Origin of the sequence: Streptomyces sp. URMC 123, from assembly GCF_051386515.1 — a bacterium.
In the GTDB taxonomy this organism is placed as follows: domain Bacteria; phylum Actinomycetota; class Actinomycetes; order Streptomycetales; family Streptomycetaceae; genus Streptomyces.
The window spans coordinates 1-23076 of sequence record NZ_JBPQTV010000019.1; the positions used below are offsets into that span (position 1 = coordinate 1).

The window sequence follows — 23076 nt, forward strand, 5'->3', positions numbered from 1 at the left end:
GCCCGGCCCGGGCGCCGCCGTACGGGCCGGGGGCCGGCGTGTGGAAGCCGGGCGCGCCGCCCGGGCCGGGCTGCGGCGCCATCGGGTGCGAGGGCGGCGGCGGGGTGGACGGCCCGAAGCCGCCGAAGCCCCCGCCGGTCCCGGCCGGCGACTGGTACGGGGTGTGCACGTTCGGCGCCGGGGCCTGCGGGCCGCCGGGCTGGTCCACGGGCGGGAAGACCGCGGAGCCGACGCCCGCGCCGCTGCGGGCCCGCGGCCCCTCGCTGATGATCAGCGGCGTGGCGCCGGACTGGGCCGTGCCGGCGACCCGGGCGCACTCGTCGCGCATCGCCTCGGCGGAGGGGAAGCGCTCGTTGGGGTTCTTCTTGAGCGCGCGGGCGACCAGGGCGTCGACCGCGGGCGGCACCGAGCGGTTGATGCTCGACGGGACCGGCGGCTCCTCCTGGACGTGCGCGTAGGCGATGGCCAGCGGGGAGTCCGCGTCGAACGGAAGCTGCCCGGTGAGCAGCTCGAAGAGCATGATGCCCACGGAGTACAGGTCGCTGCGGGCGTCGACGTTGCGGCCCAGCGCCTGCTCGGGCGAGAGGTACTGCGGGGTGCCGACGACCATGCCGGTCTGGGTCATGGAGGTGACGCCGGACTGCATGGCGCGGGCGATGCCGAAGTCCATGACCTTGACCACATTGCGCTTGGTCATCATCACGTTGCCCGGCTTGATGTCGCGGTGGACCAGCCCCATCTCGTGGCTGATCTCCAGCGCCGCCAGCACATCCGCCGTGATCTTCAGCGCCTTCTCGGTGGGCATGGCACCGAGCCCGGCGATGTCCTCGTCCAGCACCGAGCGCAGCGGGCGGCCCTCGACGTACTCCATGACGATGTACGGCATGGCCGCGCCGTCGTCCGCCAGCGGTTCCTCGCCGGTGTCGAAGACCGAGACGATGTTGGTGTGGGAGAGCTTGGCGACGGCCTGGGCCTCGCGCCGGAACCGCTCGCGGAAGGACTGCTCGCGCCCCAGCTCCGTATGGAGCGTCTTGATGGCGACCTGGCGGTCCAGCACACTGTCGTAGGCGAGGTGCACCGACGCCATGCCGCCCGCGCCGAGCAGGTCGCGCAGCTGGTATCGGCCACCGGCGAGTGAACGCCCCTCGTAGCGACCCTGAGCGCCGTCCTGGCTCATGTGACTGCTTCCCCCTTGGCGGACGGACGCGCTGCCCGGCCAGACGTACTGATCCTCATCGTTTCCCGGCCAAGTCTGCCCCAGGGGTCGGACACGTCAAGCCAGGTGCCCGTTCCGTGACCGCTTGCGCAAAGAAGAGTCTCTGAAGCGTTACCGCGGGCGCTTCCGATTTGCGCCCATGTCCGCACAGAAGGTTTGATGACCGGTCCATCACGAACCGGTGCACGGCGCGGAGCCTGTAGCGTTCCTTAGCGGAAGAACGGAAGAGGTCCCTGGCCCGAGGGCGGTCCAGGGCACCGGACCGTGCAAGCGTGCAGAGATTACGACGGCGAGGACTGATGGCACAGACGCAGCGCGCCCAGGGCCCGTCCGACCCCGACGCGTCCGGCGGCGGCATGGCCGATTCGCCGGAGGTATGGGGCAACGGCGGGCTGGTCGGTGACGGTCGCTACCGTCTCACGCACCGGCTGGGGCGCGGTGGCATGGCCGAGGTCTTCGCGGCCGAGGACGTCCGGCTGGGGCGCACCGTCGCGGTGAAGCTGCTCCGTGCCGATCTCGCCGAGGACCCCGTCTCGAAGGCCCGCTTCACCCGCGAGGCACAGTCGGTCGCCGGTCTCAACCACCACGCCGTGGTGGCGGTGTACGACTCCGGCGAGGACGTCATCGGCAACCGCGCCGTTCCCTACATTGTCATGGAACTGGTTGAGGGTCGAACGATCCGCGACCTGCTGCTCAACGCCGAGGCGCCGCCGCCGGACCAGGCCCTGATCATCGTCTCCGGTGTGCTGGAGGCGCTCGCGTACAGCCACCACCACGGCATCGTGCACCGCGACATCAAGCCCGCCAACGTGATCATCACCCACGGCGGCGCCGTCAAGGTCATGGACTTCGGCATCGCCCGCGCCCTGCACGGCGCCTCCACCACCATGACCCAGACCGGCATGGTCATGGGCACCCCGCAGTACCTCTCGCCCGAGCAGGCGCTGGGCAAGGCCGTCGACCACCGCTCCGACCTGTACGCCACCGGCTGTCTGCTGTACGAGCTCCTCGCGCTGCGCCCGCCCTTCGTCGGCGAGACCCCGCTGTCGGTGGTCTACCAGCACGTCCAGGACACCCCCGTGCCGCCCTCGGAGGTCTCCGACAGCGCGCCGCCGGAGCTCGACGGGCTGGTCATGCGCTCCCTCGCCAAAGACCCGGACGACCGGTTCCAGAGCGCCGAGGAGATGCGCGGCCTCGTGCAGTACGGCCTCCAGATGCTCGCCGAGCGAGGCGCCCACACCGGCGCCTGGGACACCGGCCCCGTGATGCACGCCGGCGGCGCCACCGCGGTGATGGGCGCCGTGGGCACCACCGCCATGCCGCACCCGGTGCACGGCGACACCAGCCAGATCGGCGCGCCGCTGCTGCCGGGCGGCCGGGACGACGACGGGGGCTTCCACGGCGGCCCGCACGGTGGCGGCGGCGGTGCCGGCAGCGGGCGCGGCAAGGTGTGGCTGCTCGCCGCCCTCGCCGTCATAGCGGTGGTCGTGGGCGTCGTCATGGCGATGCCGTTCGAGAAGAAGGGCAGCCCGGACACCGTCAAGCCGCAGAACTCCCCGTCGAAGTCGCAGGACTCGTCGCCCTCGGTCTCCCAGTCGGAGGACCGTCCGCCGGTCACCGAGCCGGACACCTCCACGGGGGGCGAGGGCGGCTGGACCCCGCCGCGCAGCCACTCGCGGCCCTCCACGCGGCCGTCGACGCCGTCCCACACCCCGTCGCAGTCCAGCAGCGGCGACGCGAGTCCGCCGGCCACCAGCGGCGGCGGCCAGGGCGGCACCAGTACGGGCACCGGCAGCGGCGGCTCGAACAGCAGCCCGTCCACGTCGACCCAGGGCGGCGCGTCGAACGGCAACAACGGCGACCCCAAGGGGCCGACGACCTCGGGCGGCGGCGGCAACACCACGAGCGTGGGCACGTCCGCCGGCTCGGGCACGACGACCTCGGGCGGTACGACGACCGGGGGCACGGGCGGCGGCACGCAGTAGCCGGCCGACGCCACGCACCGGGCACACGAGCCCCCGAACGGCCCCCGGGCCGTCCGGGGGCTCGTCCGTTCCGCGCGGCGGCCCTCAGTACGGTGGCGGCGGCCCTCAGTCCGTGAAGGCGTCCCGCACCGCGTCGTAGTCCCGCGTCCACCAGACCACCAGCGCCGCGGCCGCCGGGAACTGGTGGTCGGCCCGCTGGTCGTGCAGCTGATAGCGCCAGCGCAGCATCCAGAAGTCGTTGAGCCGCTCCCACCACACCCGGTGCACCGCGGCCGCCAGCTCGTCCGCGCCCGCGCCGGTCGCCCCCCGGTAGGCGCGGGCGTACGCGCGCACCTTGGACAGCTCCAGCGTGCCGCAGGGCCGCACGAAGAAGATCGCGGCGGCCCGTACCGCCTCCTCGGCGCGCGGCTGGACGCCGAGCCGGTCCCAGTCGACGATCGCGGCCGGCTCCGCGCCCCGGTAGAGCAGGTTCAGCGGGTGGAAGTCGCCGTGCACCCAGCCGGGGGCCGGCTCCGCGCCCGCCTCGGGGCGGCAGTGGGCGTGCCGCTGGAGCAGCACCCGGCGCTCCAGCAGCCGGTGTTCGGCGAGTTCGTCGAAGGCGTCCCTGGGCCGGCGGCCGCGGGCGAGCGCGAGCAGCTCGTCGATCAGCTCGAAGGTGCCGACGGGGTCGGCGCTGGCGTACGGCTCGCCGGCGCCGCGCCCCGGGTCCGGCTCCCCCGCACGGACCGTACGGACCGTACCGGCCGTACGGACGCCGGGCGGCTGCGGGCCGCGCTCGCGCATCACCCGCTCCAGACAGGTGTGCACATGCCCCAGCAGGGCGCCCAGCCGCCCGCACTGCGCCGCGGTCAGCTCGGTGCCGTCCCGATGCCGGCCGTCCACCCAGGGGTGCAGCGCGAAGCACCGGCCGCCGATGACGGCGACGGTGCGGCCGTGGGCGTCGGGCACCGGCGGGGCCACCGGCAGGCCCAGCTCCTCCAGCCGGGCGGTGGCCCGGTGCTGGCGGACGATGGCGGCGCGGTCGCCGTCGAGGTGGTGCTTGAGGAAGTACCGGCCGCGGGTGGTGGCGAGCCGGTAGCCGCGGTTCAGCAGCCCCTGGGCGACCGGTTCGCACGACAGCGGCTCGCCCGTGTTCTCGTACCGGCGCAGCAGCGTGCCCAGCGTCGGTCCGTCGGGGGGCGCGATCTCGGGCGACAGGGTGGCAGATGAGCGCGGCACGCGCCAGATGTTAGATCACCCGGAGTACTGACTCTGGCGGGAAGGAACACCGCTGAGCGAATGGATGGTGATGAACTGCGGTTCGATGCGCAAATAGACCGGTTCGAAGGGGAAGTTGTCCGCCAGGAGCGGTGTCGGGCCGAACAACTCCCGCTGGCGGTCGGTCGGCTGGAGCAGGTGCGCGGTGCCGACGAACTGGGCCGTCCACACGTCCGTGGCGAGGTGCGCGGGCCCGTCCAGGGGGTGCGGCGCGGCCAGCGGGTCGAGCGCGCCGGCGGCGCGTGCCGCGGCCTCGTCCCGGAGGACCTGGTCGAGGTTGTCCGCCTCGTACGCCACCACATTGCCGTCGCAGGACTGGTGGTAGTTGTAGCCGCGGTGCAGCCGCAGCAGGACGGTGCCCCCGGCCACGACATGGCGGGCGACCGTGGTGAACGGCAGGGCGCGCCTGCTGGTCGAGAGCCGGCCGTACGGGGTGCGGTGCAGCAGGTCGAACGCGCGGAATTCCTCGGGGGTCACGGACCCACGGTGGCGCAGGAGGGCCGCCGGGGGAAGGGGCGGGGGCCCTTCCGCGGCAGGGCCGTTGGTCCCGAATCGCCCGCACGCCCGTACGAGGCCGGTACGCCGTACGCCCGCCCGAGGCCCGTGCCCCGTACGCCCGTACGAGCCGTCGCGCCTCCCGTCGGGCGCCCCGCGGGCCGTCGTACCCGCCGGGTCAGCCCTTCTCCGCCTGGAGCCGGGCCACGTACGCCGCCGCCTGCGAGCGCCGCTCCATGCCCAGCTTGGAGAGCAGGCTGCTGACATAGTTCTTGATCGTTTTCTCGGCGAGGTGCAGCCGGTCGCCGATCGCGCGATTGGTGAGCCCCTCCCCGATCAGGTCGAGGATCTTCCGCTCCTGCTCGGTGAGGCTGGCGAGCCGATCGTCGCCCTTGCTCGCGCCGCCGTCGCGGAGACGTTCCAGCACGCGTGCCGTGGCCACGGGGTCGAGCAGGGATTTCCCCGCCGCCACGTCGCGCACCGCGGACAGCAGTTCATTTCCCCGGATGGCCTTGAGGACATATCCCGACGCACCTGCCATGATCGCGTCGAAAAGGGCCTCGTCGTCCGCGAACGAGGTGAGCATCAGGCATTTGATGTCCTCGTCCTGGGAGCGGATCTCCCGGCAGACCTCCACGCCGCTGCCGTCCGGCAGCCGGACGTCGAGAATGGCGACATCCGGCCGGGTGGCCGGAATCCGCACCAGTGCGTCGGCCGCCGTGCCCGCCTCGCCGACGACCTCGATGTCGGCCTCCACGGACAGCAGCTCATGGACCCCGCGGCGGACAACTTCATGGTCATCCAGCAGAAAAACGCTGATTTTTCCTTGTTCGCGCACGCCACCAGTCTCACATACGAACTCTTCCCGTGCTCTTGCCCGCCGGGATAACGTGCGGTTGTCCCGGCGGGCCGCAAGGCTGTGACCAGTGATTGTTCCCCGCTTTCTCGATTTACTTGGAAATCCAAGCAAAATCGCAGGTCAGAGGGGTTTCGCAGACATGCGGAGCACTGGGTAACGTGCCTGTTGCGAGCCATCGCCGGGCGCAGTCACGCCCGGTTCGGCCACGCCGCACACACCCCGTGCGCGTTTCGAAGCGGGTGAGCCTCCCCTAGCCGAGGGCAGGGGGACCCCAGGCCACCGGCGACCCCGGGGGCCGGACAGACGGAGGAGCACACGTGACCGTGGAGAGCACTGCCGCGCGAAAGCCGCGCCGCAGCAGCAAGCGCGTCGGCGCCAAGAAGCCACCGAGCGGCGAACCCCAGCTCGTGCAGCTGCTGACCCCTCAGGGGCAGCGGGTCGAGCACGAGGAGTACTCCATCGACCTCTCCGCCGACGAGCTGCGCGGCCTGTACCGCGACATGGTGCTGACCCGGCGGTTCGACGCCGAGGCCACCGCCCTCCAGCGCCAGGGCGAGCTGGGCCTGTGGGCCTCGCTGCTCGGCCAGGAGGCCGCTCAGATCGGCTCCGGCCGCGCGCTGCGCGACGACGACTACGTCTTCCCGACCTACCGCGAGCACGGCGTCGCCTGGTGCCGCGGGGTCGACCCGACCAATCTGCTCGGCATGTTCCGCGGTGTGAACCACGGCGGCTGGGACCCCACCTCCAACAACTTCCACCTCTACACCATCGTCATCGGCTCGCAGACGCTCCACGCGACCGGTTACGCGATGGGCGTGGCCAAGGACGGCGCCGACTCGGCGGTGATCGCCTACTTCGGCGACGGCGCCTCCAGCCAGGGCGACGTGGCGGAGGCGTTCACCTTCGCCGCCGTCTACAACGCCCCCGTGATCTTCTTCTGCCAGAACAACCAGTGGGCGATCTCCGAGCCCACCGAGCGCCAGACGCGGGTGCCGCTCTACCAGCGCGCCGCCGGCTTCGGCTTCCCCGGCGTCCGGGTGGACGGCAACGACGTGCTCGCCTGCCTGGCGGTCACCCGGGCCGCGCTGGAGCGCGCCCGGCGCGGTGAGGGCCCCATGCTCATCGAGGCCTTCACCTACCGCATGGGCGCGCACACCACCTCCGACGACCCGACCCGCTACCGCCACGACGAGGAGCGGGAGGCGTGGGAGGCCAAGGACCCGATCCTGCGGCTGCGGACGTATCTGCTGGCCGAGGGGCACGTCGACGAGGCGTTCCTCGCGGAGCTGGAGACGGAGAGCGACGCGCTCGCCAAGCGGGTGCGCGAGGCGGTCCGGGCCATGCCCGACCCGGACGGCATGGCCATCTTCGAGCATGTCTACGCCGACGGGCACGCGCTCGTCGACGAGGAGCGCGCGCAGTTCGCCGCCTACCGGGCGTCGTTCGCTGACGAGGCGGAGACCGCCGGGAAGGGGCACTGATCATGGCCGTGGAGAAGATGGCGATCGCCAAGGCGCTCAACGAGGCGCTGCGCGGGGCGCTGGAGTCCGACCCCAAGGTGCTGATCATGGGTGAGGACGTCGGCAAGCTCGGCGGCGTCTTCCGCGTCACCGACGGGCTGCAGAAGGACTTCGGCGAGGACCGCGTCATCGACACCCCGCTCGCGGAGTCCGGCATCGTCGGCACCGCGATCGGGCTGGCGCTGCGCGGCTACCGGCCGGTGGTGGAGATCCAGTTCGACGGGTTCGTCTTCCCGGCGTACGACCAGATCGTCACCCAGCTCGCCAAGATGCACGCGCGGGCGCTGGGCACGGTCAAGCTCCCCGTGGTCATCCGCATCCCCTACGGCGGCGGCATCGGCGCGGTGGAGCACCACAGCGAGTCCCCCGAGGCGCTCTTCGCGCACGTGCCGGGCCTCAAGGTGGTCTCGCCGGCCACGCCGTCCGACGCGTACTGGATGATGCGCCAGGCCATCGAGAGCGACGACCCGGTCATCCTGTTCGAGCCCAAGCGCCGCTACTGGGACAAGGGCGAGGTCGACACCTCCGCCATCCCCGGGCCGCTGCACGCGGCGCGGGTGGTGCGCGAGGGCACGGACCTCACGCTCGCCGCGTACGGGCCGATGGTGAAGGTGTGCCTGGAGGCGGCCGCGGCCGCCGCCGAGGAGGGCAAGTCGCTGGAGGTCGTCGACCTGCGCTCGATGTCGCCGGTCGACTTCGCGACCGTGCAGGCGTCCGTGGAGCGGACCCGGCGGCTCGTCGTGGTGCACGAGGCACCGGAGTTCCTCGGCATGGGCGCGGAGATCGCCGCCCGGATCACCGAGCGGTGCTTCTACCACCTGGAGGCCCCCGTCCTGCGGGTGGGCGGCTACCACTCGCCCTACCCGCCGGCCCGGGTGGAGGACGAGTACCTGCCCGGCCTGGACCGGGTGCTGGACGCCGTCGACCGCGCGTTGGCGTACTGAGGAGAGGGTCGTGACGACGATGACCGAGACTGCCACCACGGCCGTCCGCGAGTTCAAGATGCCCGACGTGGGCGAGGGGCTCACCGAGGCGGAGATCCTCAAGTGGTACGTCCAGCCCGGCGACACCGTCACCGACGGACAGGTCGTGTGCGAGGTGGAGACGGCGAAGGCGGCCGTCGAACTGCCCATCCCGTACGACGGGGTGGTCCATGAGCTGCGGTTCCCCGAGGGGACGACCGTGGACGTGGGCCAGGTGATCATCACGGTGGACACGGGTGGGGGTGCGGGTGCCGCCGCGGCGGCGGCTCCGGCCGCTGCGCCCGCCGCTGCTCCCGCCGTCGCTCCCGCCGAGCCGGGCGCGGCTCCGGCGGCCGAGGAGGAGGAGCCGCAGGGCCGCCAGCCGGTGCTGGTCGGCTACGGCGTCGCCGCCTCGTCGACCAAGCGCCGGCCGCGCAAGCAGCAGCCGGGCGGGGGCGGGGCTCAGCCGGCCGCCGCGGCCGCCGTACAGGCCGAGCTCAACGGCCGTGCCGGTGCGGCTCCGACGGCTCCGGTTGCCCCGGCGGCTCCGGTTTCCGCGACGGCTCCGGTTTCCGCGACGGCTCCGGTTTCCCCGGCGGCGCCGGGCGCGGGGCGGCCGCTGGCCAAGCCGCCGGTGCGCAAGCTCGCCAAGGACCTCGGCGTGGATCTCGCGGGCGTCACCCCGACGGGCCCCGGCGGGGTCATCACCCGCGAGGACGTGCACGCGGCGGCGGCCCCCGCGCCGCAGGCCGCTCCGGCGGCCGACACGGCTGCGGCCCAGGCCGCGCCCGTGGCCCCCGCCGCCCCGGCCGCCGCCACGGGTGAGCGCGAGACCCGGGTGCCGGTCAAGGGCGTACGGAAGGCCACCGCCCAGGCGATGGTCGCCAGCGCCTTCACCGCGCCGCACGTCACGGAGTTCGTGACCGTCGACGTGACGCGCACGATGAAGCTGGTCCAGGAGCTCAAGCAGGACCCGGATCTGGCCGGCGTGCGGGTCAACCCGCTGCTGATGGTGGCGAAGGCGTTCCTGGTGGCGATCCGCCGCAACCCCGAGGTCAACGCGGCCTGGGACGAGGCGAACCAGGAGATCGTCCACAAGCACTATGTGAACCTGGGCATCGCGGCCGCCACGCCGCGCGGCCTGATCGTGCCCAACATCAAGGACGCCCACGCCAAGACGCTGCCGGAGCTCGCGGCGGCCCTCGGCGAGCTGGTGACCACGGCCCGCGAGGGCAGGACGTCCCCGGCGGCGATGCAGGGCGGCACGGTGACCATCACCAACGTCGGTGTCTTCGGCGTGGACACCGGCACGCCGATCCTCAACCCCGGCGAGTCGGCGATCCTCGCCTTCGGCGCGATCAAGCTCCAGCCGTGGGTCCACAAGGGCAAGGTGAAGCCGCGTCACGTCACGACGCTGGCGCTCTCCTTCGACCACCGCCTGGTCGACGGCGAGCTGGGCTCCAAGGTCCTCGCGGACACCGCGGCGGTCCTGGAGCGCCCCAAGCGCCTGATGACCTGGTCGTAATCGCCAGGGGCGGCAGCCGATACGACGAGGGGCCCGGACCACGACAGGTCCGGGCCCCTCGCTACGTTGACGACCATGAACGCTCTCATGGCCGCCTCCATCGTCCTGGTCGCCCTCATCGGCTTCTTCCCCGCCATCACCCCCAAACTCCGCTCCGTGGAACGCAAGGTCGACGAGCTGGACCGCAAGCTCGACCTGATCTGCGCCCACCTGGGCATCGACACCCGCCACCCCGGCCTGGAGGAGGTCGAGTCCTTCCTCCGCGAGGGCAAGAAGATGTCGGCCATCAAGGCCTACCGCGACCTGACCGGCGCGGACCTCAAAGAAGCGGCCGACGCGATAGCCCGCCTCACCCCCCGCGCCTGACCCGGACCGAGGCGATGACCCTCCTTCAGCGCGCCGGGCGGTGGCTGTTCGCCACGCCCCCGCGCATCGTCGTCGTGGCGGCCGTGTCCCTGACGCTGCTCACCGTGGGGTATCTGCGGATTCCGACCGGCCCCTCGTACGGGTGCCCGAGGCCGCTCTCCCGCCTGGACGGGGACTCCCTTGTGGGGGACTACACCGGCTCCGGCGGGATGCGCATCACCCTCCACCCCTCCACGTTCAGCGTGGAGAACTGGCCCTCCGGGGACATCGGGTTCCACGGGGCGGACAGCCGGCTGCCGAGTGGGTCGGGGAGATGGTCCATGGACACGTACGCGGGTTCCGACGAGAAGCTGCTCCGGCTCAGTTTCGAGGGCGGTCCGGGGGCCGCGGAACCCAAACCGCTGCAGTTCCTCGCCGTCGGGGGCGACCGGGGCCACCGCGTGCTGTTCGACGACGAGGACCCGGACGTCTGTCCCGACACCGTGCTCACGAGGGCCCCGCGCTGAGGAAGCGCCGCCAGGTCCGGCAGGGCCTGGCGGGCCCGCCCCGTCCGGGATGCGGACGGGGCATCGGCAGGATCATCTGTTGTATCTATGATGCGTTCATCATGAGTGCAGCCCTCACAGCCAAGCAGCCGCCCGCCGCCGAGCGGGTGTACGCGCATGTCAAGCAGGCCGTTCTGGAGCGGCGTTACGAAGGGGGGACGCTGCTCACCGAGGGGGACCTCGCCGAGGCCGTCGGGGTGTCGCGGACGCCCGTGCGGGAGGCGCTGCTGCGGCTGGAGGCGGAGGGGCTGCTCAAGCTCTACCCCAAGAAGGGCGCGCTCGTGCTGCCCGTCTCCGCGCAGGAGATCGGGGACGTGGTCGAGACCCGGCTGCTCGTCGAGGAGTACGCGGCCCGCCGCGCCGTGCCCGCCGGGCCGCGGCTGATCGGCCGGCTGGAGGAGCTGCTCGCCGAGCAGAAGGCCCACGCCGAGGCCGGCGACCTCGCCGCCGTCGCGGTCAGCGACCGCTGCTTCCACGCCGAGATCGTGCGCAACGCGGGCAATCACATCCTCGACCGGCTCTACGACCAGCTACGCGACCGCCAACTCCGGATGGGAGTCGCCGTGATGCACGCGCACCCGGACCGTATCGCCAAGAACATCACCGAACACACCGAGATCCTGGAGGCCCTGCGGTCCGGCGACGCGGACGAGGCCGCGGCCGTCGTGCACCGCCACGTCGGCTGGGTGCGCACGCTCGCCCGGGGTGAGCACCGGTGAGCCCGCCGCCGAGTCTGCCCGGTGACCCACCCGGCGGCCGGCGGGCCGCCGCGGTGTGGGGGATCGGCGTCGCCGTCTACTTCGTCGCCATCACCTACCGGACCAGCCTGGGCGTGGCGGGCCTCGACGCCGCCGACCGCTTCCACATCAACGCGTCCGCGCTCTCCAGCTTCTCCATCCTCCAACTCCTGGTCTACGCCGGGATGCAGATACCCGTCGGCCTGATGGTCGACCGCCTCGGCACCCGGAAGGTCCTCGCGCTGGGCGCGGTGCTCTTCACCGTCGGCCAGCTCGGCTTCGCCCTCTCCCACTCCTACGCCGCCGCCCTCGCCTCCCGCGCCCTGCTGGGCTGCGGGGACGCGATGACGTTCATCAGCGTGCTGCGGCTGGGCTCGCGCTGGTTCCCCGCCCGCCGGGGCCCGCTGATCGCGCAGGTCGCCGCCCTCTTCGGCATGGCCGGCAACCTCGTCTCCACCGTCCTCATCGCCCGCCTGCTGCACCGCTTCGGCTGGACCCCGACCTTCGCGAGCAGCGCCATCGGCGGCGCCGTCGTGCTGATCGCCCTGCTGCTGTTCCTCCGGGACCACCCGGAGGGCCACGCGCCGCCGCCCCCGCGGCAGCGCGGCCGCGGCTCCGTGCGCCGGCAGGTCGCCGCGGCCTGGCGCGAGCCCGGCACCCGGCTCGGCATGTGGGTGCACTTCACCACGCAGTTCCCCGCCATGGTCTTCCTGCTGCTGTGGGGGCTGCCGTTCCTCGTCGAGGCGCAGGGGCTGTCCCGGGCCACCGCCGGTGAGCTGCTGACCCTCGTCGTGCTCTCCAACATGGCGATCGGCCTGGTCTACGGGCAGGTCATCGCCCGGCACCACGCGGCGCGGGCCCCGCTGGCGCTCGGCACGGTGGCCGCCACGGCGCTGGTGTGGGGCGCGGCCCTCGGCTGGCCCGGCGGCCGCGCGCCGATGTGGCTGCTGATCACGATGTGCGCCGTGCTGGGGGCCTGCGGCCCGGCCTCGATGATCGGGTTCGACTTCGCCCGCCCGGCGAACCCCCCGGAGCGCTTCGGCACGGCCTCCGGCATCGTCAACATCGGCGGCTTCACCGCCTCGATGGCGACGCTGCTGGCCATCGGCGTGCTGCTGGACGCCACGGGTGAGGACTACCGCACGGCCTTCGCGTCGGTCTTCGTCCTCCAGGCGCTGGGCGTGGCGCAGATCCTGCGGCTGCGGGGGCGCGCCCGGCGGCGGGAGCGGGAGCGGATCGTGGCGAGCCGGGTGGAGACGGTCCACGTGCCGGCGTGACGGCTCCGTACGGCGGCGGCTCACCCTCGTACGGACGGCGGCGCGCCGCGGCTCACCCTCGTACGGACCGCGGCGTGCGGCGGCCAACCCTCGTACGGAGCGCGCCCGTACCGCGGCGGCCCGCTCTCGTATCGCGTACGGGTCGCGCCCGTACCGCGGCCGCTACGGCGTGACCGCGAACGCCGCCAGGATCGCCGCGGCCAGCTCCTGGTCGCCCTCCACCTTCACCCGGTCGGCCACCGCCGCCGGCCGGACCCGCCCGCACGCCAGCCGCACATACGTCTCCCAGTCCGTGGCCAGCGTGACCGCGGGGCCCAGCGAGGGGCTGCCGTCGATCGAGCCCCGGCCCCGGTCGTCCACCCGTACCGTCCGCAGGAACTCCAGCGGCCCGTGCACGTCCACCACCACCGCGGAGTTCGGCGGCGCGCCGGCGTCCTTGGCGACCACCTTGGGCAGCCCGGCCAGCAGTATGTCCCGGGTGAGGTGCGCGCCCGGCGAGACCAGATTGCCGGGCCGGCCCAGCGCCCGGCGCAGGTCCTGCTCGTGCACCCACACGTCGAAGGCCCGCAGCCGCAGCACCTGTTCGAGCGTCTGCTCGCGCCCCAGCAGCCCGCGCACCAGTGTCTGCGGCTCCCGCTTCTCGTTCCTGAGCTGCCGCGACCGGCGGATGACGGTGTACTCCAGTTCGGAGGTCATCTCCGGCGCCGTGTGGCAGCGGCGCACATCGACGGGGACCTCCATGTAGCGGCTGAACTCGTCCTTCACATGGAACAGATCGCGCGGCAGGCTGTGGATCGGCCGCGGATCGCCGAGCATCTCGCACTCCATCCCGATGACGTGCGAGACCACGTCGCGCACCGACCAGCCGGGGCACTCCGTCGCCCGGTTCCACTCGCCCTCGGCGAGCGGTGTCACCAAGGCGGATATGGCGTCGATGGAGTGGGCCCAAGCGTCGATGGAGGACTGAAGGTTCGGATGGACGGTCACGGTCACGGGACCCCTCGGACAGTTCAGTTGCGCGAGCAGAGTGCTGTGTGCAGTTAAGTTACGCTGCCCACGAGCGCCCCGGCAGTGCTTTCGGGGGACGATCGTAGGCCCGTTCCGGCAACTCGGACCGTGAGAGTGGTGGTAGTGTGCGCGCCTCCTTGCTCCAGATTTCCGTCAATTCGGATGAATCGGCCGATGAGCGGCGAGCCCGGGTGGCGTCCCTCGTCCGGGCGCGGGCCGGCGTCGCGGACCTCGTCGTGCTGCCGGAGCTCTGGCCGGTGGGGGCGTTCGCGTACGAGGACTTCGCCGCGGGGGCGGAGAGCGCGCAGGACGGGCCCACGGCCCGCCTGATGTCCGCCGCGGCGCGGGACGCGGGCGTCTGGCTGCACGCCGGCTCCGTCGTCGAACGCGGCACGGACGGCGTCCTCTACAACACCTCGCTCGTCTTCCGCCCGGACGGCACGCTCGCCACGACCTACCGCAAGATCCACCGCTTCGGCTTCGACAAGGGCGAGGCCGTGCTCATGGGCGCCGGTGACGCGATCGCCACGGTGGCCCTGCCGGGCGGGCTCACGCTGGGCCTGGCCACCTGCTACGACCTCCGCTTCCCCGAGCAGTTCCGGCAGCTCACGGACGCCGGCGCGCAGGTGCTCGTGATCCCGGCGGGCTGGCCGGCCCGCCGCCGCGCGCACTGGTCGCTGCTGGCCCGCGCCCGCGCGGTGGAGAACCAGGCGTACGTGCTGGCCTGCGGCACGGCCGGTACGCACGCGGGCGTCCCGCAGGCCGGTCACAGCGTGATCGTCGATCCCTGGGGCGAGACGGTCGCCGAGGCGGGCGAGGCGGAGGAGATCCTCACCGCCGACCTCGACCCGGCGCGGGTCGCGAAGACGCGCGAGGAGTTCCCGGCGCTCAGGGACCGGGTGCTGGGGCTGGCGCCGCCGCGCGAGCGGTGAGGCCGGCGCGGCCGGCGCGCCCGGGGGTGCCGGGGCCTCGCCCCGTCCCAGGGCCTCGCCCCGCCCCGGGGCCGGGCCTCGTCCGGCGATGGGCCCGGTCTCACCTCAGTTGCAGGATCATCGAGTCGTAGACCGGGGTCTCGCCCCACGGTCTGAACCGCCCCACCAGCCGGTAGCCCCACGACCGGTACGCGCAGCGGGCCGGCGCCGCCTCGGGCTCCGGCCGCGCGGTCAGCGTCACCCGCTCGACCGTGAGCCCCTCCAGCAGCGCGGCGTGCAGCCGCGCGGCGATGCCCTGCCGCCGGCACGGCTTGCGCACGGCCAGCCCGGCCACGGCGAAGGTCCGCTCGCCCGTCTCCCGGGTGAAGTCCTCCTCCGGCAGCGGCTCCAGCAGCCCGTCCCACCACGGGCTGCCCGCGGCCAGCCGGTGCCCGAACGCGAACCCCACGATCTCCGCCGCCCGCCGCGCCAGCACCAGCCGGAATCCGGGCCGCTGGGCCTGCCGCTGAAAGCTGTCGATGAAGTCGGCGACCTCCAACGGCCCGGCGCGGTACGGGGGCTCGACGTAGACCTCCTCGTACGCGGGGAGGAACACATCGATCTGCCGGGCGGCCTCCGGCCCGTCCCACCGGCGCAGCGACACCTCTGCCATGAACGCACTCCTCCCCTGGCGTAGCGAAACGGGACGCAACCGACGCGTTGCGATCGCCTCCTTACGCATAGTGTCGGCCGCGCGCCCCCGTTCCCGGGAGGGACACACGCCCCGCCCCGCTTCGTCCGGATGTGATCCGGCGTGCGCCAGATGATCGCCTACCCCAGATACGGCGCCGCCCGCCGCTCCAGAAAGTGCCGCAGCCGAAGCCGCTGGGTATGGTGCATGGGCAGGGAGCCGAGCTCCGTGGGCGCCACGAACCGGAGTTCCGTGCTCTCGTCGGAGACGGCCAGGCCGCCGCCGACGACCCGCGCCGTGAAGCACACGTTGAACTGCCGCCGCACTTCTCCGTCGCTGTACGCGATGACGTGCCGGGGGTCGGTGTACGTGCCGACGAGCCCCGTGATCTCCACGTCGAGGCCCGTCTCCTCCCTGACCTCCCGCACGGCGGCGCCGGGCAGCGACTCGCTCATGTCCATGCCGCCCCCGGGCAGCGCCCACAGCCCGTTGTCCCGCCGCCGCTGCAGCAGAATGCGCCCCTCCTCGTCCGTGACCACGGCCGACGCGGCCACAACCAGCCGATTGGGCTCCGGCGCGCCCGGGTCGTCGTAGTACTCGGTCCGTCCCATGCGCTCACCTTTCCACGGGCCGTGCCGTGTCCCATACGGCATCGAAACTGTTCGCGTAGGTGTCGAACACCCCGCCGTCCCGAGTCCGCCGCAGATGCCAGACGGGCGCTGCGTAGGCGTTCGTGCCCCAGACGTGGGCGTTGACCAACACCTGGTCGTCCGCGCGGTACAGGGTGTTGTAGAGCGTGGTGGCATGCGTGCGCAGCTCGATCCCGGGCACGTCGAGAAGGGGCGCGTAGTGCAGGAGGGCCAGACGGCAGCGTGACTCGATGCCGTGCCCGAACCGCTCTTCCCGTCCTCGGGCCCGTACGTGGGGGCTGTCGGCGTCCCCTACGGCGATTTTGATGGCGGTGCCTTCGGCCGCCCGCTCCCGCAGAAGGTCATTGAGCCGGGGATACGCCTCATGCAGGAAGACGGCCGCGTACACGAGCACGTCGATGCGCTCGCGAGCCTGGGCCAGAACTTCCACGAACACCGACACGGGAAGGTCGGCGCGTTGATCGTAGAGCGCCACCAGTTCAGGACTGACAGTCCGTGCTGCCCGCGCCTGCCGAAGGGCGGGCCACAGCGCGTACACGTCCTCCCCAAGGGCTTCGGCCGCCATGAGGGCCGTCGCGCGGCGAGGCGTACGCCCCAGGTTCACCCATCGCTCGACGGACTTGGGATCGACCCCGGCAGCGTCGGCAAGGACCGCGTGAGTCCAGCCGCGCGATGCCAGCGCGGCTCGTAAACGCTCGTTCGGCATACCCGCTCCTTCCGTTTCCGGACGCGGTCAGGGACGTTCTACCTCCCTCGGGACGTCCCGAAGTGGGAAACGCGTGAGGTTCCTTCGTCCTGACGGCCGGCGAGACGCTCGCTGTGACAGCACGGACCGGAGGGGACGGCGAGACGATGACGGCAGAGGCCGATGTGGACATCAGCATGGACAAGTACGCGACGTACGCTCCGCCAGGCGAGACGTGCTTCACCTGCGGGGAACCGATCAGGACCCTTGAGTTCGTCCGGCGAGGCACTCTGGCGGGTTCGTCCGGCGTGCGCATGGTGATCTACCGGCATGTGACCTGTCTCAGGGGCCCGCAGTGATTGCGTCGGCCCCGGCGGCGGCGCTCCGTGGTGGGGACCGTGATCCCTACCGGGGCACGCCCTATGAGAACTCCCCCCAAGGATGGTGGACGGATCTCGGCGGTGCACTGGATGTGTCCTCCGGCGTGGTCTACGTCCCGCCCGGCGTCGGGCTTCCACCGTGCCCGTCGCCGTGCCCGACGTGCCGGGCGAAGGGGCGCCAGTAGTTCCCGCCACCTGCACAGTGGCCCGCTCGCGCAGTGGGGAGCAACACAGCCGGAGGGTCGTCGTACGGGTGTGATCCCGTGTTCATACGTGGATGGCAAGCTTGAAGGATGAACGATGCCGCCTCCGCGACCGCGCCCCGTCGACGCGCACGTGTCCGTGCTCCCGAGCTGATCGGCAAGGGAGGGTGGCTCAATACGGGCGGGAAAGAGCTCAGCCTCGCCGGGCTGCGGGGGCGCATCGTGGTTCTCGACTTCTGGACGTTCTGCTGTGTGAACTGCCTGCACGTCCTCGACGAGCTCCGTGAGCTGGAGGAGAAGCACCGCGACACCGTGGTGATCATCGGCGTGCACTCGCCGAAGTTCGTGCACGAGGCCGAGCACCAGGCCGTGGTCGACGCCGTCGAGCGGTACGAGGTGCACCACCCCGTGCTCGACGACCCCGAGCTCGCCACGTGGAAGCAGTACGCCGTGCGGGCCTGGCCCACGCTCGTGGTCATCGACCCCGAGGGGTACGTCGTCGCCCAGCACGCCGGCGAGGGCCACGCCCACGCGATCGCCGCGCTCGTGGCGGAGCTGGAGGCCGAGCACGCGGCGAAGGGGACGCTGCGGCGCGGGGACGGGCCGTACGTGCCGCCGGAGCCGGTCGCGAGCGACCTGCGCTTCCCGGGGAAGGCGCTGGCGCTGCCCGGCGGCGGCTACCTCGTCTCCGACACCACGCGCCACCGTCTTGTGGAGCTGGCCGACGACGGCGAGACCGTCCTGCGGCGGATCGGAACCGGCGAGCGCGGGCTCGTCGACGGCCCCGCCGACCTCGCCCGCTTCAGCGAGCCGCAGGGCCTCGCGCTGCTCCCCGACGGCTCGGTGATCGTCGCGGACACCGTCAACCACGCGCTGCGCCGGCTCGACCCGGCGACCGGCGAGGTCACCACCGTGGCCGGCACCGGCCGGCAGTGGTGGCAGGGCTCGGCGACGTCCGGGCCGGCCCGCGAGGTGGCGCTGTCGTCCCCGTGGGACGTCGCCTGGTGGGCGGACCGGCTGTGGATCGCCATGGCGGGCGTGCACCAGCTGTGGAGCTACGACCCGGCCGCCGGGACGGTCGCGGTCGCGGCCGGTACGACGAACGAGGGCCTGGTCGACGGCCCCGCCCACGCGGCGTGGTTCGCCCAGCCGTCCGGGCTGGCCGCCGCCGGCGACCGGCTGTGGATCGCCGACTCCGAGACCTCCGCGCTGCGCTGGGTCGAGCGCGCGGAAGAGGGCGACGAGGGCGACGAGGGCGACGAGGGCGCCGACGGCGAAGGGGGCGGCTTCACCGTCCGCACGGCCGTCGGCACCGGTCTGTTCGACTTCGGCCACCGCGACGGCCCCGCCGCCCAGGCGCTGCTCCAGCACCCCCTGGGCGTCACCGCGCTGCCCGACGGGTCGGTGGCCGTCAGCGACACGTACAACCACGCGCTGCGCCGCTACGACCCGGCCACCGGCGAGGTCACCACCCTGGCCACCGATCTGCGGGAGCCCTCCGACGCGGTGCTGGCCGGGGACGACATCGTCGTGGTCGAGTCGGCGCGGCACCGGCTGACCCGGCTGCGGCTGCCGGAGGAGACCGTACGGGTGGAGGCCGTGGCCCACCGCACCCGGCGCGCGGCGACGGAGGTCGCGCCCGGCGCGCTGCGGCTGGACATCGTCTTCCAGGCCCCCGCGGGGCAGAAGCTGGACGACCGCTACGGGCCGTCCACGCGGCTGATCGTGAGTGCCTCGCCGCCGGAGCTCCTGGCGGAGGGCGCGGGTACGGGTACGGACCTGGGTCGGGATCTCGTCCTCGCGGACGGCGTCGCCGAGGGCGTGCTGCACGTCTCCGCGATGGCCGCGTCCTGCGACGACGACCCCGCGAACGAATACCCCGCCTGCCACGTCCACCAGCAGGACTGGGGCGTCCCCGTCCGCGTCACCCCCACGGGCGCGACCCGCCTCCCGCTGGTGCTAGCAGGTCTGGACGCTCCGTGACAAGTCGACTCCACCGGGTCAGGTGGGGTTGGGTAGCCTGAACGCATGAGTGAGGTCGAGGAGCTGCGCCGTCGCATGGACGCCATGGAGGCCGAGATCGCCACGCTCCGCGAGGACGCGGCGACCACCCGCGCGCTGGTCGCCATAAACGATCGGGACGTGGCGGAGTTCCGTAGCGAGCTGCGCGCGCACCGCCAGGTGCTCTCCGCCCTGCGGGAGACGCAGATCGAGCAGGGTCAGCGGCTGGACTCGCTGGACGGGGAAGTCCGGCGCGGGTTCTCCACCGTTCTGTCGGCCGTCGAGGCCATCGCCCGGCGTCTGGATCGCGGGGGCCCGCCGCGTGGGGAGGACGCGCGCTGAGCGCGCGTCCTCAGCGGTAGTAGCGGTCGTGGTCCTCGACCTCGACGACCGGGGCGCCGGGCGGCGGGGGCTGGACCCGGCGGCGCTTGAGGATGCTGACGTAGGACGCGAGGCCGATGATGCCGACCGCCATCATGATCAGGCCCGCCACGTCGAGGTTGATGCCGGCCACTTGCCAGTCGACCGCGAAGGTGAGGATCGCCCCCACGGCGATCAGACCGATGCATCCGCCGATTCCCATGGTGTCCGCCTCCGTAAGGGGATGGCACTGCGAGGCTCTACCTCCCCTCGCGTACCCGGAGGCGGACAACCCATGTGCGATCGGGCGGAACCCGCCCCTCAGCCCGCGAGGTTGACGGGCCGGTAGGGCTTGAACTGGGTGCCCTTGGCCAGGCCGTAGGAGACGACGCGGTGCTGCGTGCCGTGCCCGGCGCGGTGCTCGAACGCCCAGTAGGCCGTCTTCTTGGCGTTGGCCCACTTCTCGAAGATGACCACGTGCCGGTTGCGGCTGTTGCCGATGGCGTCGATGAGGAGGTCACCGGACTTGAGCTGCTTGACCGTGATGGGCTTGGTCAGCTTGCGGTCGTTGGCCATGGCCACCGTGTTGGGGCCGGGCTTCGGCAGCCGGAGCGCCATGGAGACATAGCCGGAGCAGTCCTGGCGGTAGCCGTCCTTCCAGACCTTGCGCTGGTTGTACGGGACCGGCTTGCCCTTGTTGGCGGTGAGCCAGATGTGCGCCCGCTTGCGCGCGTCCGTCCAGGAGATCCGGGGGGCCACGGGGGCGAGGGGGCTCGCCTCGGTGGCGCCCGACTCCGGGAGGGCCTCGGGGCCGGCGGGCGGGCCGGCGATCGGGTCGGCCTCGGGATCGGGCTCGGGGTCGGTGTCGGCCGCGCTGTCGGCCTCGGTGTCGAGCGGGCCCTCGCCGGGGCCCTCGGCCTGGCTGTCGGCCGGGCTCTCGGTGCCGGCCTCCATCCCGGGGCGCGGGTCGGCCTGGGGGGCGGCCTGGTCGGCGGGCGGCGGCTCGGCGACCACTCGGGCGACGGCCGGCGGTGTGAGCATCAGCAGGCCGAGCACGAGCGCGGTGACGGAGGACAGCGCCTTCGGTCGTACGGACCACGGCGATCGCGCGGATCGTACGGAGCGGCCGAAGGACGGGAAACGGGGGAGCGAGCGGGACATGACGCGTTCCTCTCGGTGCGCCGGAACGGACACGGAGCGGCCCGGCCCGAGAGGTCCGGGCCGGGACTCCGACTTTCCGACGATCATGCGGGCGGGGCCGCCCGCGACCCCCGCGTCCGGCCCGGTGTCACGCGCAGATCACCTGATGGATGCCGCCGCTGCCCGCCACCTGGCGGTGGCGCGGGCCCCCGAAGGGGCCGACACGGTCCCGACACGGGCCGCACGCGAGCCCCGCGCGAGCCCCGTACGGGCCGTCAGCCCCGCAGGAACTCCGTGAGCGCGTTCGCCAGCAGATACGGGTCGTCCGCCCCGCACAGCTCCCGCGCGGAGTGCATGGACAGGATCGCCACCCCGATGTCGATCACCGAGATGCCGTGCCGCGCCGCGGTGATCGGCCCGATCGTCGTGCCGCAGGGCACCGCGTTGTTGGAGACGAACGTCTGCCACGGCACGCCGGCCCGCTCGCACGCCTCGACGAACACCGCCCGGCCGCCGCCGTCGGTGGCGTACCGCTGGTTGACGTTCACCTTCAGGATCGGCCCGCCGTTGGGCATCGGGTGGTGCCCGGGGTCGTGCCGCTCGGAGTAGTTGGGATGCACCGCGTGGCCGGTGTCGGAGGAGAGGCAGATCGTGCCGGCGAGGGCGCGGGCACGGTCCTCGTACGAGCCGCCGCGGGCGTGCACGGAGCGCTCCAGCACGCTGCCGAGCAGCGGCCCCTCGGCGCCGGTGTCGGACTGGCTGCCGTTCTCCTCGTGGTCGAACGCGGCGAGCACCGGCACACAGGCCGGCTCGGCGCCGCCCCGCTCCGAGCCGCCCCGCTCCGCGGCCGCCGCGGCCGCGAGCAGCGCGGCCGTGCCGGCGTGCACGCTCAGCAGGTTGTCCATGCGGGGCCCGGCGAGCAGCTCGCGGTCCCGCCCGAGGTACGCGGGCGGCTCGACGCTGTGCGTCATCAGGTCCCAGCCCACGATGTCCGCGGCGACGAGGCCGGCCTCCTCGGCGAGGAAGTCGATCAGATCGCCCTCCTGGACCCGGCCCAGGCCCCAGATGGGCGTCATATGGCGCTGCCGGTCCAGCTTGAGGCCCTCGGTGTTGACGGACCGGTCGAGGTGCACGGCGAGCTGCGGCACCCGCAGCAGCGGCCGGTCCACCGAGACCAGCCGGTGTTCGCCGCCGCGCAGGGTGAGCCGGCCGGAGAGGCCGAGGTCGCGGTCGAGCCAGGTGTTGAGGAGGGTGCCGCCGTAGATCTCGACGGCGATCTGCCGCCAGCCGTGCGCGCCGGTGTCCGGGACGGGCTTCACCCGGAGGTTGGGGGAGTCGGTGTGCGCGCCGACGATCCGGAACGGCGTGGTGGGCGTCGCGCCCTCGGGCACGTACCAGGCGATGATCGCGCCGCCGCGCACCACGTACTTGCCGCCCGCCGTGCCGTCCCACGCGGCCGTCTCCACGAGCTGCTGGAAGCCGGCCTTCTCCAGGCGTTCGGCGGCGCTCGCGACCGCGTGGTACGGCGACGGACTGGCGGCCAGGTAGGCCATGAGGTCATCGGTGAGGCCGCGGTCGAAGCGGGCGGGATTGCTCATGGTCCTCAGCATAGGCAGGGCCGGGCAAAGGGTCCGAACGGGCGCGACCGAGGCGCTGAACGGCCCGAACGCGGACGGCAGTTGTCCGCAAGGGGACATAGCTTTTCCGGTGTGACGGACGAGAGAGGTGGCCCCATGGCGGACGCACGGAGCACGGCGGAGACGACGGACGGGCGGAGCGCCGTGGAGACGATGGACGAGCGCGGTGAGCTCCTGCGCGCCCTGGCGGAGCAGCGGCAGATGCTGCTCATCACCGTGCGGGGGCTGGACGACGCGCGGGCGGCCGAGCGCAGCACGGTCAGCGAGCTGACCCTCGGTGGGGTGATCAAGCACCTCACCAGCGGCGAGCGGGCGTGGACGCGGATCATGGCGGCGGGCGACGGGGTGGCCCCGCCGGGGATGTTCGACGACGGTCAGTACGTCATGGCCGAGGGCGAGACGCTGGCCGGCCTGGTGGCGGAGTACGAGGCGGCGGCGCGCGCGACGGACGAGGCGGTGGCCGCGCTGGCGGACCTCTCGGCGGTGGTGCCGCTGCCGGAGGCGCCGTGGTGGCCGGTGCGGGAGTGGTGGTCGCCGCGGCGCATCCTGCTCCACCTGCTGCGGGAGACGGCGCAGCACGCGGGGCACGCGGACCTCATCCGCGAGTCGCTGGACGGGGCGAGCACGACGGCGCAGCTCGGTACGTGATCGCCCGCGGCTCGCGCC

General features: G+C 72.9%; 23 protein-coding genes. 12 read left to right on the forward strand and 11 right to left on the reverse strand.

Annotated elements, in window-relative coordinates; genetic code table 11:
* The coding region (locus ACSNOD_RS04725) for a protein kinase domain-containing protein (protein WP_436765441.1) at positions 1-1177 on the reverse strand (1177 nt) is incomplete at its 3' end.
* Between the two features lie 338 nt (positions 1178-1515).
* Here ACSNOD_RS04725 and ACSNOD_RS04730 point away from each other — a divergent pair.
* The gene (locus ACSNOD_RS04730; protein ID WP_436765442.1) at positions 1516-3201 is read left to right on the forward strand and encodes a protein kinase domain-containing protein; all 1686 of its coding nucleotides are present in this window, start codon (positions 1516-1518) and stop codon (positions 3199-3201) included.
* Positions 3202-3306: 105 nt separating this feature from the next.
* On the opposite strand, the gene ACSNOD_RS04735 is transcribed toward ACSNOD_RS04730, so the two are convergent.
* From ACSNOD_RS04735 to ACSNOD_RS04745, 3 genes are all read right to left on the reverse strand, one after another.
* Positions 3307-4419 carry a phosphotransferase gene (locus tag ACSNOD_RS04735; RefSeq protein WP_436765443.1) on the reverse strand — a complete coding sequence of 371 codons (1113 nt, stop codon included), beginning with the start codon at positions 4417-4419 and terminating at the stop codon, positions 3307-3309.
* A gap of 15 nt (positions 4420-4434) precedes the next feature.
* On the reverse strand, positions 4435-4935 hold the full coding sequence (locus ACSNOD_RS04740) for a pyridoxamine 5'-phosphate oxidase family protein (protein WP_436765444.1): 501 nt from the start codon (positions 4933-4935) through the stop codon (positions 4435-4437).
* Between the two features lie 196 nt (positions 4936-5131).
* Positions 5132-5791, reverse strand: coding sequence for a response regulator (locus ACSNOD_RS04745; RefSeq protein ID WP_436765445.1), 660 nt, complete (start codon positions 5789-5791; stop codon positions 5132-5134).
* 338 nt (positions 5792-6129) lie between these two features.
* Here ACSNOD_RS04745 and pdhA point away from each other — a divergent pair, with 338 nt between their 5' ends.
* The 7 genes from pdhA to ACSNOD_RS04780 all read left to right on the forward strand — a co-directional run bounded on the left by pdhA (position 6130) and on the right by ACSNOD_RS04780 (position 12744).
* On the forward strand, positions 6130-7293 hold the full coding sequence (pdhA, locus tag ACSNOD_RS04750) for a pyruvate dehydrogenase (acetyl-transferring) E1 component subunit alpha (RefSeq protein ID WP_436765446.1): 1164 nt from the start codon (positions 6130-6132) through the stop codon (positions 7291-7293).
* A 2-nt stretch (positions 7294-7295) separates the two neighbouring features.
* Positions 7296-8276 carry an alpha-ketoacid dehydrogenase subunit beta gene (locus ACSNOD_RS04755; RefSeq protein ID WP_436765447.1) on the forward strand — a complete coding sequence of 327 codons (981 nt, stop codon included), beginning with the start codon at positions 7296-7298 and terminating at the stop codon, positions 8274-8276.
* Between the two features lie 19 nt (positions 8277-8295).
* Positions 8296-9819, forward strand: coding sequence for a dihydrolipoamide acetyltransferase family protein (locus tag ACSNOD_RS04760; RefSeq protein ID WP_436765480.1), 1524 nt, complete (start codon positions 8296-8298; stop codon positions 9817-9819).
* A gap of 75 nt (positions 9820-9894) precedes the next feature.
* Positions 9895-10185, forward strand: a complete 291-nt coding sequence (locus ACSNOD_RS04765) for a hypothetical protein (RefSeq protein ID WP_436765448.1) — start codon at positions 9895-9897, stop codon at positions 10183-10185.
* A 14-nt stretch (positions 10186-10199) separates the two neighbouring features.
* Entirely contained in the window at positions 10200-10691 is a 492-nt protein-coding gene (locus ACSNOD_RS04770; protein ID WP_436765449.1) for a hypothetical protein, read from the forward strand.
* 101 nt (positions 10692-10792) lie between these two features.
* Entirely contained in the window at positions 10793-11449 is a 657-nt protein-coding gene (locus ACSNOD_RS04775; protein WP_436765450.1) for a GntR family transcriptional regulator, read from the forward strand.
* Entirely contained in the window at positions 11446-12744 is a 1299-nt protein-coding gene (locus tag ACSNOD_RS04780; RefSeq protein WP_436765451.1) for an MFS transporter, read from the forward strand. The genes ACSNOD_RS04775 and ACSNOD_RS04780 overlap by 4 nt, the downstream gene beginning before the upstream one ends.
* Before the next feature lie 162 nt (positions 12745-12906).
* On the opposite strand, the gene ACSNOD_RS04785 is transcribed toward ACSNOD_RS04780, so the two are convergent.
* On the reverse strand, positions 12907-13731 hold the full coding sequence (locus tag ACSNOD_RS04785; RefSeq protein ID WP_436765452.1) for a maleylpyruvate isomerase family mycothiol-dependent enzyme: 825 nt from the start codon (positions 13729-13731) through the stop codon (positions 12907-12909).
* A 146-nt stretch (positions 13732-13877) separates the two neighbouring features.
* On the opposite strand from ACSNOD_RS04785, the gene ACSNOD_RS04790 reads away from it, so the two are divergent.
* The gene (locus ACSNOD_RS04790; protein ID WP_436765453.1) at positions 13878-14684 is read left to right on the forward strand and encodes a carbon-nitrogen family hydrolase; all 807 of its coding nucleotides are present in this window, start codon (positions 13878-13880) and stop codon (positions 14682-14684) included.
* A 100-nt stretch (positions 14685-14784) separates the two neighbouring features.
* On the opposite strand, the gene ACSNOD_RS04795 is transcribed toward ACSNOD_RS04790, so the two are convergent.
* The 3 genes from ACSNOD_RS04795 to ACSNOD_RS04805 all read right to left on the reverse strand — a co-directional run bounded on the left by ACSNOD_RS04795 (position 14785) and on the right by ACSNOD_RS04805 (position 16710).
* A complete protein-coding gene (locus ACSNOD_RS04795; RefSeq protein ID WP_436765454.1) occupies positions 14785-15336 on the reverse strand; it encodes a GNAT family N-acetyltransferase in 552 nt (183 codons plus the stop codon).
* A 158-nt stretch (positions 15337-15494) separates the two neighbouring features.
* A complete protein-coding gene (locus tag ACSNOD_RS04800) occupies positions 15495-15965 on the reverse strand; it encodes an NUDIX domain-containing protein (protein ID WP_436765455.1) in 471 nt (156 codons plus the stop codon).
* Positions 15966-15969: 4 nt separating this feature from the next.
* Positions 15970-16710: a helix-turn-helix domain-containing protein gene (locus tag ACSNOD_RS04805; RefSeq protein ID WP_436765456.1), complete on the reverse strand. Its 741-nt coding sequence runs from the start codon at positions 16708-16710 to the stop codon at positions 15970-15972.
* A 652-nt stretch (positions 16711-17362) separates the two neighbouring features.
* Between ACSNOD_RS04805 and ACSNOD_RS04810 the strand changes: the two genes are divergently transcribed.
* On the forward strand, positions 17363-19255 hold the full coding sequence (locus tag ACSNOD_RS04810; protein WP_436765457.1) for an NHL domain-containing thioredoxin family protein: 1893 nt from the start codon (positions 17363-17365) through the stop codon (positions 19253-19255).
* Between the two features lie 45 nt (positions 19256-19300).
* Positions 19301-19615 (forward strand): hypothetical protein, encoded by a 315-nt coding sequence (locus ACSNOD_RS04815; protein ID WP_436765458.1) that lies wholly within the window; start codon positions 19301-19303, stop codon positions 19613-19615.
* A 10-nt stretch (positions 19616-19625) separates the two neighbouring features.
* Here ACSNOD_RS04815 and ACSNOD_RS04820 read toward each other — a convergent pair whose 3' ends face one another.
* From ACSNOD_RS04820 to ACSNOD_RS04830, 3 genes are all read right to left on the reverse strand, one after another.
* On the reverse strand, positions 19626-19856 hold the full coding sequence (locus ACSNOD_RS04820) for a hypothetical protein (RefSeq protein ID WP_436765459.1): 231 nt from the start codon (positions 19854-19856) through the stop codon (positions 19626-19628).
* A gap of 98 nt (positions 19857-19954) precedes the next feature.
* Positions 19955-20794 carry a hypothetical protein gene (locus ACSNOD_RS04825; RefSeq protein ID WP_436765460.1) on the reverse strand — a complete coding sequence of 280 codons (840 nt, stop codon included), beginning with the start codon at positions 20792-20794 and terminating at the stop codon, positions 19955-19957.
* Positions 20795-21048: 254 nt separating this feature from the next.
* Complete coding sequence (locus ACSNOD_RS04830) at positions 21049-22371, reverse strand: M18 family aminopeptidase (RefSeq protein WP_436765461.1); 1323 nt, start codon at positions 22369-22371, stop codon at positions 21049-21051.
* A 135-nt stretch (positions 22372-22506) separates the two neighbouring features.
* On the opposite strand from ACSNOD_RS04830, the gene ACSNOD_RS04835 reads away from it, so the two are divergent.
* Positions 22507-23058: a DinB family protein gene (locus ACSNOD_RS04835; protein WP_436765462.1), complete on the forward strand. Its 552-nt coding sequence runs from the start codon at positions 22507-22509 to the stop codon at positions 23056-23058.
* Positions 23059-23076 lie beyond the last annotated feature (18 nt).